At 67.8% G+C, this 14,214-nt stretch carries 14 protein-coding genes and 2 tRNA genes; 7 read left to right on the top strand and 9 right to left on the bottom strand.

What is annotated here, in order from left to right; all coding sequences use genetic code 11:
• Positions 1-247 precede the first annotated feature (247 nt).
• The 4 genes from RT456_RS00250 to RT456_RS00235 form a co-directional block, all read right to left on the bottom strand.
• Positions 248-2,425, bottom strand: a complete 2,178-nt coding sequence (locus tag RT456_RS00250) for a hypothetical protein (RefSeq protein WP_313340901.1) — start codon at positions 2,423-2,425, stop codon at positions 248-250.
• A gap of 93 nt (positions 2,426-2,518) precedes the next feature.
• Positions 2,519-2,923 (bottom strand): VOC family protein, encoded by a 405-nt coding sequence (locus tag RT456_RS00245; protein WP_313340899.1) that lies wholly within the window; start codon positions 2,921-2,923, stop codon positions 2,519-2,521.
• Between the two features lie 133 nt (positions 2,924-3,056).
• Complete coding sequence (locus tag RT456_RS00240; protein WP_313340896.1) at positions 3,057-3,605, bottom strand: acyloxyacyl hydrolase; 549 nt, start codon at positions 3,603-3,605, stop codon at positions 3,057-3,059.
• Between the two features lie 87 nt (positions 3,606-3,692).
• Positions 3,693-4,094: a RidA family protein gene (locus RT456_RS00235; protein WP_313340894.1), complete on the bottom strand. Its 402-nt coding sequence runs from the start codon at positions 4,092-4,094 to the stop codon at positions 3,693-3,695.
• Between the two features lie 129 nt (positions 4,095-4,223).
• Between RT456_RS00235 and RT456_RS00230 the strand changes: the two genes are divergently transcribed.
• Positions 4,224-5,153 carry a LysR substrate-binding domain-containing protein gene (locus RT456_RS00230; protein WP_313340892.1) on the top strand — a complete coding sequence of 310 codons (930 nt, stop codon included), beginning with the start codon at positions 4,224-4,226 and terminating at the stop codon, positions 5,151-5,153.
• A gap of 60 nt (positions 5,154-5,213) precedes the next feature.
• On the opposite strand, the gene RT456_RS00225 is transcribed toward RT456_RS00230, so the two are convergent.
• Entirely contained in the window at positions 5,214-5,579 is a 366-nt protein-coding gene (locus tag RT456_RS00225; protein ID WP_313340890.1) for a hypothetical protein, read from the bottom strand.
• A 186-nt stretch (positions 5,580-5,765) separates the two neighbouring features.
• Between RT456_RS00225 and RT456_RS00220 the strand changes: the two genes are divergently transcribed.
• Positions 5,766-6,890: a histidine kinase gene (locus tag RT456_RS00220; RefSeq protein ID WP_313340889.1), complete on the top strand. Its 1,125-nt coding sequence runs from the start codon at positions 5,766-5,768 to the stop codon at positions 6,888-6,890.
• Positions 6,887-7,678: a LytTR family DNA-binding domain-containing protein gene (locus tag RT456_RS00215; protein WP_313340887.1), complete on the top strand. Its 792-nt coding sequence runs from the start codon at positions 6,887-6,889 to the stop codon at positions 7,676-7,678. The genes RT456_RS00220 and RT456_RS00215 overlap by 4 nt, the downstream gene beginning before the upstream one ends.
• Before the next feature lie 12 nt (positions 7,679-7,690).
• Here the strand turns inward: RT456_RS00215 and map are convergent, their stop codons facing one another.
• From map to RT456_RS00195, 4 genes are all read right to left on the bottom strand, one after another.
• Positions 7,691-8,449 (bottom strand): type I methionyl aminopeptidase, encoded by a 759-nt coding sequence (map, locus tag RT456_RS00210; protein ID WP_313340886.1) that lies wholly within the window; start codon positions 8,447-8,449, stop codon positions 7,691-7,693.
• On the bottom strand, positions 8,446-8,658 hold the full coding sequence (locus RT456_RS00205; RefSeq protein ID WP_068852612.1) for a ParD-like family protein: 213 nt from the start codon (positions 8,656-8,658) through the stop codon (positions 8,446-8,448). The genes map and RT456_RS00205 overlap by 4 nt, the downstream gene beginning before the upstream one ends.
• A 66-nt stretch (positions 8,659-8,724) precedes the next feature.
• Complete coding sequence (gene dsbG / locus RT456_RS00200; RefSeq protein WP_313340884.1) at positions 8,725-9,543, bottom strand: thiol:disulfide interchange protein DsbG; 819 nt, start codon at positions 9,541-9,543, stop codon at positions 8,725-8,727.
• Between the two features lie 124 nt (positions 9,544-9,667).
• Complete coding sequence (locus tag RT456_RS00195) at positions 9,668-10,738, bottom strand: helix-turn-helix domain-containing protein (protein WP_313340883.1); 1,071 nt, start codon at positions 10,736-10,738, stop codon at positions 9,668-9,670.
• Between the two features lie 218 nt (positions 10,739-10,956).
• Here RT456_RS00195 and RT456_RS00190 point away from each other — a divergent pair, with 218 nt between their 5' ends.
• The 4 genes from RT456_RS00190 (at position 10,957) to RT456_RS00175 (ending at position 14,015) form a co-directional block, all read left to right on the top strand.
• Positions 10,957-11,355, top strand: coding sequence for a heavy metal-responsive transcriptional regulator (locus tag RT456_RS00190; RefSeq protein ID WP_313340882.1), 399 nt, complete (start codon positions 10,957-10,959; stop codon positions 11,353-11,355).
• The gene (locus RT456_RS00185) at positions 11,352-13,724 is read left to right on the top strand and encodes a heavy metal translocating P-type ATPase (protein ID WP_313340881.1); all 2,373 of its coding nucleotides are present in this window, start codon (positions 11,352-11,354) and stop codon (positions 13,722-13,724) included. Before RT456_RS00190 ends, RT456_RS00185 begins: the two co-directional genes overlap by 4 nt.
• An 86-nt stretch (positions 13,725-13,810) precedes the next feature.
• Positions 13,811-13,886, top strand: a tRNA-Ala gene (locus RT456_RS00180).
• Between the two features lie 53 nt (positions 13,887-13,939).
• Positions 13,940-14,015: transfer RNA gene (locus tag RT456_RS00175), tRNA-Glu, on the top strand.
• Positions 14,016-14,214: the final 199 nt, after the last annotated feature.

Below are 14,214 nucleotides of genomic sequence, written 5' to 3'. Positions count from 1 at the left end.
GTGGAGGGGCGCATATGAACATCTATAGCGGTCTGCTTTTCATGCACGGGCATATCGCCAATGTGGCACTGGCGCAGCGGCTGGCGGAGCCGGACCCGGAGGTGGATGCCGCTGCTCGCGAAACGGCGGCGGGGGCGCATCGATCAGGGGTCCCTGGCGGATCAGGCGCCGTTGCGGTCTCGGCCGGCGCTGGGCGCAGCGGAAGGGAACGTGGGGGGTAATGGTGCCTGCCACGCATGGCGTGGCACTACGGGGCCGGTTTCGATTCGGGTAGCAGGCGGGGCCTTCCGTCGTACCATTCGCGTGCGCCGGCCAAGTGCCAGGTGCGCTTGCCGCCGCCCATCTCGATGCCCGCGCCGAGCAGCCCCCAGCGCACGTACAGATCACCCTGACGCTGGGCCTGCTCCATGTCCAGCCGCGCGCGCAGCGACAGCCGCGCGTTCTCGGCCTGCAGGTCGTCCACCACCAGGTGTTCCCGGCGCCAGCGCAGTTGTCCGCTGGCCTGGACCTCACCCGAATCGAGCAGCCCCAGCACCCAGCGCGGGTATTCACTGCGCTCGGCGAACGCGCCCAGCAACGGCCCCGCATCGCGCAGCCGCAGGTCCGCGCGTGCATCCACCTGGTACGGCGCCGCCGCATCGATGTGCCCGCTGCGCAGGGTTGCTTCGCCCCACCAGTTCGCCTTGCCCGCATCGTCGCCGACCTGCACGTTGCGCAGGCTCAGCGTGGTGCCGCCCAGGTCGAACTGACGGCTGTCGAAGTCGGCACGCTGCACGCGCGCCTTCACCTGCGCATCGCCACGCAGGGCCATGCCGGCCACCTGCATGCGTGCACCGGTACCGCGCAGGTCGGCACGCCCCTGCCCGACCCGCCCGGCGCTATCCAGGGTCACGTCGCCACTGAGCAGGCCGGTGCCGCCGAGCAGGCGCATGGATTCATTGCCCACATACCGGTTGTAGGCGGTCAGGTCGGGCACCCGCGCATTGTCGAAATGCAGGCGCGCGCGCATGCCGTCACGCAGCTGCTGCAGCCGCGCGTCGCCGCGCAGGGTCAGCGCCATCGCCTTGCCGTCGAACAGCAGTGCCTTGGGCGCATCCACCGGCGCGGCGCGGAACCGCGGAATCTCGACCTGCAGCTCGGCCTGCGGCGGTGCCCCGTCGACGATTCGACCCACGGCACGCGCGTCGCCCAGCATGCGCACGCCGGCCACCTCGGCCACTGCGGCCACCTGCGGCACATTCAACGTACTGCCCGGCGCCAGCTGCCCGTCCACGATCTTGAGATCGCCTTCCAGCAACCCACCGCCATCGAGATGGAACCACGGCTTGCGCACGAACAGGTCCGAAATCCAGTTCAGCGACTCGAACCGCCACGCCCCGCGCACATCACCCGACATTCTTGGCAACAGCTCGGCCGGTGCCTGGAACGGAATCTTCCGCCCGGTCACGCGCAGGTCGGCGTGCAGTTCGCTGCCGGTCTCCGGGTCCCGCGGCAATCGCGCCTGCACGCGGATGTCCTGCGCCACGTCCAGCTGCAGCGACAGCAGCCCGCGGTCAGGTGCATGCACACCCGCATGGACCGGTACGCGCCACACCACACGGCTGCCCGGCTGCAGCACGCCACGGTCCATCACCACATCGGCATTGAGACGGGCTTCGGCCGGCACGCTGCCGACCTTGACGTGCGGACCGGCGGTATCGATGTTGATGGCCTGGCTGCGTCCATCCACCTGCAGCTGCGCCCAGAGAATGCCGAACTTGCGCAGGCCCGGCGCGTCGTCGCGGTAGTGGCGCGGATAATGGAAGCGTGCCGCCAGATGGGCTTGGTCGAGCAGCGTGACACCGTCGTAGCTGACCGTGGCGTTCTCGAAACCGGCGGTGGAGTCGAACAGTTCCGACGGCCCACCGCGCACCTGCTTGAGGAAGCCGACCGTCCCGCTGCCCTCGCCCACGATCAGCAACTTGCCGAAGCGACCGCTGCGGATGCTGTCGCTGTGGATCGCATCGAAGCGCAGGGTCCAGCCCCGATCGCCGCGTGGCGGCGGCGGAATGGCCTGCTCGACACGCTCCACTTCCGACTCCACCCCGATGGCATTGATACGCGGAATGCGGACCTCGCGCCCGAACAGCGCCGTCAGCGAGATCCACGCACTGGCCCGGTCCGCGCGGAAGATATACACCGTGCGGTTGGCCTGGCCGCGCATGCGGATGTTCCAGACCACGGCGTGCCCCGGCAACAGGGTCAGCGCCGGGCCGGTCTGCATCGAGAACTTCTCAGGCTTGCGGTTGGTGACGGCGTCGAACAACGGCGTGTTGAGGAACACATTGCCGGCCACCAGGTACAGCGCATACAACGCCAGCAGCGTAAGCAACGCCACGCGCCATGGCCGGGGCCAGCGCCGGACGCGCTCGGGAATCAGGGGCATGTGGGTGTGCGACGAAGCAGAATGACGCAGCTACTATCGACAACGGCGCGACGGAGCCGTGTGAAGGCCGGTCGCTGCCATCGCCGCGCGACGTCACCCCGCGCGCCGTTCCGGGTCCCACGCCACCGGCTGCCACAGCTCCAGCTTGTTGCCATCGGGATCCAGTATCCAGGCGAATGAGCCGTTCTCATGGGTCTCGGGACCACTGACGATGGTCACACCCGCTTCGCGCAGCTGGGTCAGCAGTCCGTCCAGATCGTCAACGCGATAATTGATCATGAAGGGCGCGTCGCTGGGGCTGAACCACTGGCTGTCCGGCTCGGCCAGTGCCCACACCGTCAGCCCGCCGTCGTTGGCGGTGTCGTCGGGCCAGCGCAGCACGGCACCACCGAAATCCTCCAGCGTCATGCCCAGGTGCTGCCGATACCACTCGGCCAGGGCGGCGCGATCCCCGCGGCACTTGAAGAACACCCCTCCGATTCCGGTCACCTTTGCCATCGCCCTCTCCTGACGTTCGTGATGCCGCGGCGGGTCGCCGTGCGCAGGGTCGATCCTATGCCCTCGGCGCCCCAAACGAAAACGGCAGGCCGATGGACCGGCCTGCCGTTGATTCGTCACGCCAAGCGCGCGATCAGAAGCGGAACTCGCCACCCAGGCTGATGGTGTCCACGTCCACGTCCACGCCGCTGAAGTCACCCTTGCGGCGGTCGTAGTTCAGGCTCATGCCCCAGTGGTGGTTGAAGTCGTAGCCGACGTTCACGCCGTAGTACGGCTTGGTCGAGCTTTCGTCATCCACCACGTCGAAGGTGTCTTCGCGGACCTGCGCGGTCAGGCGGGCGACACCGGCGCGGGCGCCGATGAAGAAGCCGGTGTTGTCGTTGCCGAAGTTCTTCTTGGCCACCAGACCGACGCCGATCGAGACCAGGTCCAGTTCCTGGTCATAGCCCAGGTCCTTGTTGTACAGCGAACCGACATGGCCTTCGACGCCGATGTTCGGGGTGAACCAGTAGCCGCCGCCGACCGCGGCGGAGGTGTCGGACTCGCTGCCGCGGAAACCGTCGTAGCGCACTTCGGTATCGCTGCTGCCGAGCTCGGCACGGACAAACGCCTGGCCCGCCATGGCATTGGTCGACAGGGTGGCCAGCGCGACGGCGGCGGCCAGGGTCACGGACTTCTTCATTCAGATCCTTCCAAAGGTAGTTTGCCCTTCTGGGCGGCGCCACTCTGCCTCCTGTTCACGTTTGTGTCAATTACGTTAAACGAACCCTCACACCCCGGCGTCGGGGAGCGTGGCGACCACCTTGAACTCCACGTCGAACCCGCTCAGCCAAGTCACCCCCACGGCGGTCAGGGTCGGGTGCGGCGCCTCGCCCCAGTATTCGGGCACGATGGCCCAGACCCGCTCCAGGATGCGGTCCGGGTCGATCATGAAGACCGTCACGTCCACGACGTCTGCAAAGGTGCAGCCAGCGGCGGCCAGCACCGCGTTGAGGTTTTCGAACAGGCGGTGTACCTGCGCCTCCAGCTCCGGCTCGGGCGAGCCGTCCTCGCGGCTGCCGACCTGGCCGGACACGAACAGCAGGCCGTTGGCACGGACGGCCGGGGAATAGCGGTAGCGGGCATACAGATCCTGCCGGCCAGCGGGGAATACGACGTCACGGGTTGCCATTGCAGTCTCCAGAGGGCGGGTAGCCCGGTAGTGGGATGCCCCACGGTAGGCGCGGCGCCGCACTTGATAAACGACCGCGACTGACCATCACTGTTTGTAGAATCCAAACAATTACCCGCAGGAGCGCAGATGGACCGGTTCGATGCCATGCAGGCCTTCGCCCGGGTCGTGGAGACCGGCAGCTTCACCAAGGCCGCGCAGACCCTGCACATGAGCCGTACCACCGTGACCCAACTGGTGCAACAGTTGGAGGCGCGCCTGCGCGTGCGCCTGCTCAACCGCACCACGCGCCAGGTCAACGTCACCGCCGATGGCGCGGCCTACTACGAACACGTGGCGCGCCTGCTGGCGTCGCTGGACGACGCCGAGACCAGCCTGTCCAGCTTCGCCGCCAGCCCCCGTGGCCGGCTGCGCGTGGATGTGCCGGCACCGCTGGCGCGCTTCCTGCTGGTGCCCGCCCTGCCCGGCTTCCATGCGCGGTACCCGGACATCCAGCTCGACCTCGGGGTCAGCGACCGCAACGTGGACCTGATCGACGAGAACGTCGACTGCGTGATCCGCGGCGGCGTCATCACCGATCCCTCGCTGGTGGCGCGCCACATCGGCGACCTGCACGCCGCGCTCCATGCCGCGCCTGTGTATCTGGACACCGTGGGTGTGCCTGCCCATCCCAAGGACCTGGAAGCCGTTCCGCATCGCATCGTCGGCTACCGCGGTTCGCGTCGTGCCGGCGTCATGCCGTACGTACTGCATCGCAGCGACGAGGTGCTGACCGTGCACGGTCGCCACCTGCTGGCCGTCGACGATGGCAACGCCTATCTCGCCGCCGGCGTGGCCGGCCTCGGCGTGCTGTGGTTGCCCGACTACGTGGCCGTCGCGCATGCGCAGCGCGGCGAACTGGTGCGCGTGCTCACCAACTGGCAGGTGCAGCCCATGCCGCTGCACGTGGCATTCCGCCCCAACCGCCACATCAGCGCCAAGCTGCGCGTGTTCGTCGACTGGGTGGCCGCGTTGATGGCCGAGCATGTGCCGGTGATCGACCCGCGCCAGACCGCGTAGAGCCAGCCCATGGGTGGCTGCGCTCCGTTCGGTTGCCGCGACAGCCCCCCAGGGGGGGCTCTACCGCTCGGCGACACCCCGGTCTGCTGCCTGCGCCGCGTCCCGGCGCGGCAGCGGTGCAATCACGAGGGTGTCGCCGCTGCATACGTCCACGTCCCGATAGATCGCCGTGCGGCCGTTGCGGAACTGCAGGCGCAGGTCGAAGCGGCAACCGGCATCGGCCAGGCGCACGGTGGTGCTGTCGCCGCCGCCGGCCAGCACGTCGATCGGGCGCGGCGCGAACGTGGCGTCGCCGGCGGGCGCTACCGCCAGCGCCACCACGCTGTCGTGGGCCCGGTTGAGCAGGGACAGGTAGCGCGCGTCGCCGGCGTGGGCGGTGGTGGCAAACAGCAGCGCCGCGATCACGGCAGGACGAATGAGGTTCATGGCAACGGCTCCGGCGGTTGAGGTGGCCTGCATCACGCGCCCCGCCGCGCGTGGCCGCTACCGATCCGGGACGAATCGTCGTCACGCCGGGACCAATCGTAATGGGCCCTCATGGCGCTTCTCCGCACCCGGTCGCGCCCCTAAGATGGCCCTGCCCCGCCATGCCGGGCGCTCTGGATACCGGCCTTGAACCTCCGCCTTGGCAGCACCTCGATCGGCCTCACCCGCTACCTCACCTTGTGGACCGCGGTGGTGCTCGTCTTTGCCATCCAGCATTCGCTCAGCGATGGGCTGCATGGCCAGAGCTGGCCGTTCCTCGATCACCTGCGCTGGGCGATGATCCAGTGGTACACCTGGGCGGCGCTGGCGCCACTGGTGTTCCGCCTCGCCGAACGCCATCCGATGGACCCGTCCAGGCGCTTCCGCGGACTGGGCAGGCAGGCCGTGGCCAGTCTGGTGGTTACCTTCGGCGCCATGATCATCGGCGCGCTGGCCTCCACGCTGTTCGAACCCAGCGGGTTCTTCGAACAGCTGTGGTACTTCATCGCCCAGCACTTCGCCACCGGCCTGCTCACCTATTGGGCCCTGTTCGCGATCCAGCAGGCGCTGCACTTCCATGCCGAGAAAGCGCGCCGCGAGATGGAGGCCAGCCACTTGGCCACCGAACTGGCCCAGTCGCGCCTGCTCGCGCTGAAGTCGCAGCTGCAGCCGCATTTCCTGTTCAATACGCTGCACGCCATCATCACCCTGCTCGACGAGGACACGCTGTCGGCCGAGGACATGCTGCTGCGCCTGAGCGAACTGCTGCGCGCGTTCCTGGAAGATTACGATGGCCAGGAAATTCCGCTGCGCAAGGAGCTGGACCTGATCGAGCTGTACCTGGGCATCCAGCGGGTACGCTTCAAGGACCGCCTCACCACCCGCACCTACATCGCGCCGGACACCCTCGATTGCGCGGTGCCCAGCCTGCTGCTGCAGCCGCTGGTGGAGAATGCCGTGCGCCATGGCATCGGCCAGCGCGTGGGCAGCGATGTGATCGAGATCGAGACCCGCCGCGACGGCGACGTCCTGTGCATCGAAGTGCGCAACCGCAACAGCACGCTGTCACCCGATCCCATTGCCCCTGCCGGTCACGGCATCGGCATGTCCAACACCCGGCTGCGCCTGAAGGAACTGTATGGCAACCGCGCGGACGTCCGGCTCGACATGCTCTGGCCCGAGGGCGTGGCATGCCGGGTGCGCCTGCCGTTCCGCGAACTCGATGCGGGTGATGAGGCGCCGGAGTTCAGCGCCGGGGTGGCACCGGCATGAGCATCACCGTGCTGGTGGTGGACGATGAACCCATCGCGCGGCGCGCGATCGTGCGCCTGCTCGGCGAGGACCCGGCCCTTGCGTTGCTGGGTGAATGTGGCGATGGAGTGTCGGCCGTCGCCGCCATCCGCGCGCAGTCGCCGGACCTGGTCTTCCTCGACATCCAGATGCCCGCCATCACCGGTCTTGACGTGGTCGCCACCATTGGTGCCGAGCGCATGCCAGCAACCGTGTTCGTCACCGCGTACGAGCAGTATGCGGTGAAGGCCTTCGAGGCCAACGCCGTGGACTACCTGGTCAAGCCGTTCAGCCGCGAACGCTTCGCTGCCACCCTGCAGCGCGCCAAGCAGCGGCTGTCCACCCCAGGCGGCACCAGCGCGCAGACCTCGGCGCAGATCCTGCAGGCGCTGGACGCGCTGCGCCAGCGCGACGACTACCTGCAGCGCATTCCGGTGCGCGTGGACGAACACGTGGTCCTGATCAACGTGGACGAGATCGTGTGGATCAAGGCGGCGCGCAACACCGTCGAGATCCACCTCGCCGGCGGCATGCATGAACACCGCGGCACCATGGCCGCCCTCGCCGCCCGGCTGGACCCGCGCCACTTCGCCCGCGTGCACCGGTCGGCGATCGTCAACATCCGCCGCGTCACCGCCATCCATCCGTGGTTCAACGGCCATCACGTGGTGACGCTGGATACCGGCCAGCAACTGCGCATGAGCCGCTACCAGAACGAGGCATTCCTGAAGCTGGTGTCTACCCGGACGCCGGGACACCTGCCCGGGTAGCGCCGCGCAGCGCTATCGTTCGCCGGCACGCAGGGTCAATACCTCCACCCCGTCGGCAGTGACCAGCACGGTGTGCTCGCTCTGCGCCGACAGCTTGCCGTCGCGGGTGGTGACGGTCCAACCGTCCTCGCTCATGTCGATCGCCGCGCGGCCCTGGTTGATCATCGGCTCGATGGTGAAGGTCATGCCCGCTTCCAGCTCAACCCCGGTCCCGCGTTTACCGTAGTGCAGCACCTGCGGTTCTTCGTGCATTTCGCGACCGATGCCGTGCCCGCAGAATTCGCGGACCACGCTGTAGCCATGCGCCTTTGCGTGCTGCTGGATCGCAAACCCGATATCGCCCAACGTCGCGCCAGGCCGCACCGCTGCAATGCCTTTCCACATCGCCTCGCGGGTCACGCGCACCAGGCGCTTTGCCTGGAAGTCGACCTCGCCGATCAGGTACATCCTGCTGGAATCGGCGATATAGCCGTTCTTCTCCAGCGTGATGTCCAGATTGACGATGCTGCCGCTTCGCAATACCTGTTCGGCCGATGGCACGCCATGGCAGACCACGCTGTCGACCGAGCTGTTGAGCACGTAGGCGAAACCATACTGGCCTTTGCTCGCCGGGCGCGCGTGCAGCTCCTCGGTGATGAAGCGCTCCACCCAGTCGTTGACCTGCAACGTGCTCATGCCTTCCAGGGTCAACCCGTCCAGCGCCTCGAACACCGAGGCCAGCAGGCGGCCGGACTGCCGCATCAACGCCTGCTCTTCCGCCGTCTTGATCACGCGACCGCCACCCGCAACGCGCCCGGGTCCACCCCGGCAGCCCGCAGCTCACGGTTCACGATCTCCTGGTAGCTCATGCCGGGATTCATCTCGCACAGCATGCCGACCTTGATCCAGAAGCCGGCCTGCGCGTTGATCGAACGGCCGGAGACGCCGCTGGCACGACGCAGGTTGTCGTGCAGTTCGTCATCGATGTTGACGATGCCCATGGGAAGCCTCGAATGCGGAATATACGTAGCATATACGCTTCGTATATCCGCAGCCAATCCTCCAGGTCAGCGCGGCCCCATCACCTTGTCCATGTCCTCGCCCTGCGGCATGCCGGACACGCGCTGCACCACGCCCTGGGCGTCACGGAACAGGATGCCCGGCGTGCCCTGGAAACCCAGTTCCACCATCAGCACCTGGTTGGCGTCGAGCTTGTTGGCCAGCGCCGGGGTGATCGTGGCCGCCGGCTTGATGCCGCCCTTGCTGAAGTCATGCTCGTTCTGCAGGAACACCGCGCTCGGGTTCGGTGCGCCCAGGATCGCGGCCGCCTTGGCCGGGCTGTCTTCGCGGATCACGCCGACCATCACGTGGCGCAGCTGCACCTTGCCGCTGTCCACCCACGGGCGCGCCGCTTCCCAGAAACGGTGGCAGTACGGGCAATTAGCGTCGCTGAAGGTGTACACCACGCGCGGCGCGTCCGAACGCCCGTCGCGTACCCAGGCACTTCCGTCGAGGCGCGACCAGATCCGGTCGGACATCGGTTTGGCCACCAGCTTGTCCAGCGGGGCGGCACCGACATCCTCACCCTTCTCATTGAACAGCGTGCCCACCATCACGTTCTTGCCGTCGGCGGTGACATACGCCGCGGCCGGCTGCTGCCCGCCCACCACGCCAGCAAAACCGCGCAGCCCACCGGGTGCGTCGAATTCGCCGATCACCTCGAACCCCTGCTTCTCGATGCCCTGCAGGACGGCGGGCCGGTTGGCGGAACCCGCCGCCGAGGCTTTCGGCGCAGCCGGGGTCTGTGCCTGGCCGCACCCTGCCACGGCCATCAACAGCGATACGGCCAACACGGAGCCCAACGCGGGCGAAGACTTCAACAACATGGCGACTCCTGGATGTCGAGAACAACGATCGAGCCACAGAGTAGACGGATACGCCGCTACCTGCAGCAGCGGCACGCATCGCCACGATGCCCGCCGCCCATCCGTGTGGGGTGCCGCGTGCGGCTCAGGCGGCCGAGCGCAGCGGTTCGGCCTGCTGTCGCGATGGCGGCATGCGGGAACGCTCGCGACGCTGCGCGAAGATCTGGCGGCGATAGCGCGCCGGCGTGACCCCGACGATGCGCAGGAACAGGCGACGGAATGCACTCTGGTCCGAATAGCCCACCGCCCACGACACCTCGTCCACCGCGCCACCGGCCTGCAGCAGCAACTGCGCTTTGGCGATGCGCAGCCGCTGGCAATAGGCGATGGGTCGCAGCCCGGTGGCCTTCAGGAAGCGCCGCTGCAGCGTACGCGGCTCAAGCCCGGCGGCCTCGCAGATGTCCTGCAGGGTGACGCCACGTGCGGCGATGGTGTGCAGCCAGCGCTGCGCCTTCAGGATGCCGCGGTCGCCATGGGCGAAGTTGGGGCTGAAACGCTCCAGGTCTTCCTGCACACCGCGCGGAATGACCAGCTGCAGCTGCTGGATCGCCGCACTCATCACGCTCTGCCCGTACACACGGGCCAGCAGGCGCAGGCTCAGGTATTTCCACGCGTCCGGGCCGGAGGCGGTGAGCAGGTCGCCATCGTCCACCAATGCCCGCTCGCTCGGCTGCCAGCTGGGCACCACCGAGGCCAGCGACGGCGACCGCGACAGGTCCGGCACGCTGACCGAGCGACCGCTCAGTACCCCGGCCGACGCTAGGAGCAGCCCGCCTTCCTCGCATCCGGCCAGCAGGCTGCCGGCGTCGTGGCTGTCGCGCAGCCAGTTGAGCATGCGCTCGTCGGCCTGCATCAACGGCCAGGTGGGTTCATTGCCGGGAACCACGATCACCGCAGGCGGCGTATCGCCGAACAGCTCGGCCCCGGCCACGCGCTGCATGCCATGGCCACGCGTGGACAGCGTCCAGCGGGTCACCAGCATGCGGGCGCCGGTACGTTTGCCGGCGGCGGCGGTGCGGTTGCAGCGCTGGGCCAGCTCGGACAGCACCGGCGCGGCGGCACGAAGACTGCCGGGGTACTCCAGCACGGCGACTTCCATCAGGGTCGGTGAGGCCGGCTTGAGGGCCGGCAACGAAGGGGGGGAAGATGCATCCATGGCAACGCTCCTGGAACGGCTGCTGAGACCGGCAAACCCTGCGAGGTCAAGGCATGCCGGCGATTCCAATGGAGCCTACGGAGCGCCTCCCATGGCATCTATGAAACAAGTTGTAATTTTGGCTCGGTAACGACATTCCGCCGGATTCCGTCACAACCCTTGACCCTTGACCAGACTCAAGGGTTCACACTGACCCCCTGCTCCTACGCAAGGTCGTCATGAACATCGGACAACTCGCACGCCAGGCCGGCGTGCCCATCGATACCGTGCGCTATTACGAGCGCCAGCACCTGCTGCCCACTGCCCATCGCAGTGCCGGCGGCTACCGGGTTTTCAGCAACAGCGACCTGACCCGCCTGCAGTTCATCCGCCGCGCCAAGGCGTTGGGTTTCCGCCTCGAGGAGATCGGCGAGCTGCTCGGCCTGAGCGACCAGCGCGGCCAGGACATGGCACAGGTGCGCGACAGCGCGGTGCACAAGCTGCACGACATCGAGCAGCGCATCGACGAGCTGCAGCGCATGCATGGCGCCCTGAAACAGCTGGTTGACGCCTGCCCCGGCCACGGCGGCCTGGAACAGTGCCCGATCCTGGCCGCACTGACGGAGCCACGGCAATGAGCGCTCCCCCTTCCCCGGCCGGCGGCAGCTGCTGCTCGAACACGCCCACCCCGACGCCCGCGGCCACGGTGAAGGACCTGGTCTGCGGCATGGACGTCAATCCGGCCACCACCGCGCACCACGCCCGGCATGCAGGCAGCGACTACCACTTCTGCAGCGACGGTTGCCGCCGGACATTCGTCGCCGACCCGCTGCGTTACTTGCACCCGTCCGCGCATGCGGCCGAGCCGGTGCCGGCCGGCACCCGCTACACCTGCCCGATGGACCCGCAGATCGTGCAGGACGGTCCCGGCACCTGCCCGATCTGCGGCATGGCGCTGGAGCCGATGATGCCCAGCCTGGACGAGGGCGAAAACCCGGAACTCACCGACTTCCGGCGCCGCTTCTGGTGGAGCCTGCCGTTGAGCGTGGCCACCCTGGCACTGGCCATGCTGGCCATGACCCCGCTGCTGCGCGCCCTTGCACCCGATGTGCGGGTGTGGATAGAGCTGGCGCTCGCCACCCCGGTGGTGCTGTGGGCCGGTTGGCCGTTCCTGCACCGCTGGGCTCAGTCGATCCGCAACCGCAGCCCCAACATGTGGACGCTGATCGGCACCGGCGTGCTGGCCGCCTACGGCTACAGCGTGGTGGCCACCATCGCGCCGGCACTGTTCCCGCCGTCCTTCCAGCAGCACGGGCATGTCGGGGTGTACTTCGAAGCGGCGGCGGTGATCGTCTCGCTGACCCTGCTCGGCCAGCTGATGGAGCTGCGCGCCCGGGCACAGACATCCGCCGCGATCAAGGCGTTGCTGGGCCTCGCCCCGAAGACCGCACGCGTGCTGCGTGACGATGGCCACGAGGACGATGTTGACATCGCCGCGCTGCAGCCCGGCGACCGTCTGCGCGTGCGCCCCGGCGAGACGGTGCCGGTGGACGGCGGCGTGCTGGAAGGCCATTCCAGCGTGGACGAATCCATGCTCACCGGCGAGCCGGTGCCGGTTGCGAAGACGGTCGGCGATGCGGTCATCGGTGCCACCCTCAACGGCACCGGCAGCCTGGTGATCCGTGCCGAACGACTGGGCGAAGACAGCATGCTGGCGCAGATCGTGCAGCTGGTGGCACAGGCGCAGCGTTCACGTGCGCCGATGCAGCGGATGGCGGACAAGGTCGCCTACTGGTTCGTGCTGGCCGTGTTGGGTGTGGCCGTGCTGACGTTCTTCGGCTGGGGGCTGTTCGGTCCGGCACCGTCGTGGACGCACGCGGTGTTGAGCGCGGTGGCGGTGCTGATCATCGCCTGTCCCTGCGCGCTGGGCCTGGCGACGCCGATGACGATCATGGTCGCCACGGGCCGCGCTGCGCAGCACGGCGTGCTGTTCCGCGATGCCGAGGCCATCGAGGCACTGCGCGGCATCGACACCCTGGTGGTGGACAAGACCGGCACGCTTACCGAGGGCCGCCCGGTGTTCCGCGATGTGCAGGCACAGGCGCCCTTCACTGCCGACGAGGTGCTGCATTGGGCCGCCAGCCTGGACCAGGGCAGCGAACACCCGCTGGCGGCGGCGATCGTGACGGAGGCGCGCCGGCGCGGCCGTCCGTTGGCGGCCGTGAGCGGGTTCGATTCGCTCACCGGCGTGGGCGTGCGCGGCAGCGTGGAAGGCAAGGCACTGCTGCTCGGCAATGCGGCGCTGATGCACGACCACGGCATCGGGCTCGACGCGGTGCACGCACACGCAGACGCGTTGCGCCATGCGGCGGCCAGCGTGATGTACCTCGCGGTGGATGGCGCGTTGGCCGGCCTGCTTGCGGTAGCCGACCCGATCAAGGCGTCCGCCGCCGAAGCGATCGCACAGTTGCAGCGCGATGGCCTGCGCATCGTGATGGCGACCGGCGATGGCGATGCCACCGCCGCTGCCGTGGCGCGCGAACTCGGTCTGGATGAGGTGCACGGCGAGATGCGTCCCGCCGACAAGGCCGCGCTCATCCGCACGCTGCAGTCGCAGGGGTGCAAGGTGGCGATGGCGGGCGATGGCATCAACGACGCCCCTGCGTTGGCCAGCGCCGACGTCGGTATCGCGATGGGCAACGGCACCGACGTCGCCATGTCCAGCGCCCAGGTCACGCTGGTCAAGGGCGACCTGCGCGGCATCCTGCGCGCCCGCCAGCTGTCCACCGCCAGCGTGCGCAACATGCGCCAGAACCTGGGCTTTGCCTTCCTCTACAACGGGCTGGGCATCCCGGTGGCCGCTGGCGTGCTGTACCCGTTCGGCATCGCGTTGTCGCCGACGTTCGCGGCGGTGGCGATGAGCCTGAGTTCGGTGTCGGTGATCAGCAACGCGCTGCGCCTGCATCACCAACGCCTGCCGGATACGGCGCGCGAGCAGCGCGCGTAAGAGTTCAAGCAACGGATGAAGAAATTGCTGCAATTTTCTCTTGCCAATCGAAAACACCGTCGCTATGATTTCGCTCCTCACGACGTGGGGCCATAGCTCAGCTGGGAGAGCGCCTGCATGGCATGCAGGAGGTCGGCGGTTCGATCCCGCCTGGCTCCACCACTCCAATCATTAGGCCGATTGGAAGGTAGTGAACACAATTCAAGTTTACGTGCGTCCCCATCGTCTAGAGGCCTAGGACATCACCCTTTCACGGTGGCGACCGGGGTTCGAATCCCCGTGGGGACGCCAATTACACAACAACAAGCCCTGACCTCGGTCGGGGCTTGTTGTTTTCAACGGGCTATCGACCAACCGCTTCAACCGTGTGTCCACTGGCAGTGGATACCTACTTGGCGAATGCGTCGGACACGCGTAGAATTCCGCCTCCAGCATCGTGGGGCCATAGCTCAGCTGGGAGAGCGCCTGCATGGCATGCAGGAGGTCGGCG

Origin of the sequence: Stenotrophomonas sp. (assembly GCF_032099025.1) — a bacterium.
In the GTDB taxonomy this organism is placed as follows: Bacteria; Pseudomonadota; Gammaproteobacteria; order Xanthomonadales; family Xanthomonadaceae; genus Stenotrophomonas.
This window is presented reverse-complemented; position numbering and strand designations above follow the sequence as displayed.

What these genes read in the sequence shown, in the direction of transcription:
- RT456_RS00195 (WP_313340883.1), bottom strand. Translation starts at nt 10,738, where the DNA reads ATGGATGCATCTTCCCCCCCTTCGTTGCCGGCCCTCAAGCCGGCCTCA.
- RT456_RS00205 (WP_068852612.1), bottom strand. Translation starts at nt 8,658, where the DNA reads ATGGGCATCGTCAACATCGATGACGAACTGCACGACAACCTGCGTCGT.
- RT456_RS00240 (WP_313340896.1), bottom strand. Translation starts at nt 3,605, where the DNA reads ATGAAGAAGTCCGTGACCCTGGCCGCCGCCGTCGCGCTGGCCACCCTG.
- RT456_RS00185 (WP_313340881.1), top strand. Translation starts at nt 11,352, where the DNA reads ATGAGCGCTCCCCCTTCCCCGGCCGGCGGCAGCTGCTGCTCGAACACG.
- RT456_RS00215 (WP_313340887.1), top strand. Translation starts at nt 6,887, where the DNA reads ATGAGCATCACCGTGCTGGTGGTGGACGATGAACCCATCGCGCGGCGC.
- dsbG (WP_313340884.1), bottom strand. Translation starts at nt 9,543, where the DNA reads ATGTTGTTGAAGTCTTCGCCCGCGTTGGGCTCCGTGTTGGCCGTATCG.
- RT456_RS00230 (WP_313340892.1), top strand. Translation starts at nt 4,224, where the DNA reads ATGGACCGGTTCGATGCCATGCAGGCCTTCGCCCGGGTCGTGGAGACC.
- RT456_RS00225 (WP_313340890.1), bottom strand. Translation starts at nt 5,579, where the DNA reads ATGAACCTCATTCGTCCTGCCGTGATCGCGGCGCTGCTGTTTGCCACC.
- RT456_RS00245 (WP_313340899.1), bottom strand. Translation starts at nt 2,923, where the DNA reads ATGGCAAAGGTGACCGGAATCGGAGGGGTGTTCTTCAAGTGCCGCGGG.
- RT456_RS00250 (WP_313340901.1), bottom strand. Translation starts at nt 2,425, where the DNA reads ATGCCCCTGATTCCCGAGCGCGTCCGGCGCTGGCCCCGGCCATGGCGC.
- RT456_RS00190 (WP_313340882.1), top strand. Translation starts at nt 10,957, where the DNA reads ATGAACATCGGACAACTCGCACGCCAGGCCGGCGTGCCCATCGATACC.
- RT456_RS00235 (WP_313340894.1), bottom strand. Translation starts at nt 4,094, where the DNA reads ATGGCAACCCGTGACGTCGTATTCCCCGCTGGCCGGCAGGATCTGTAT.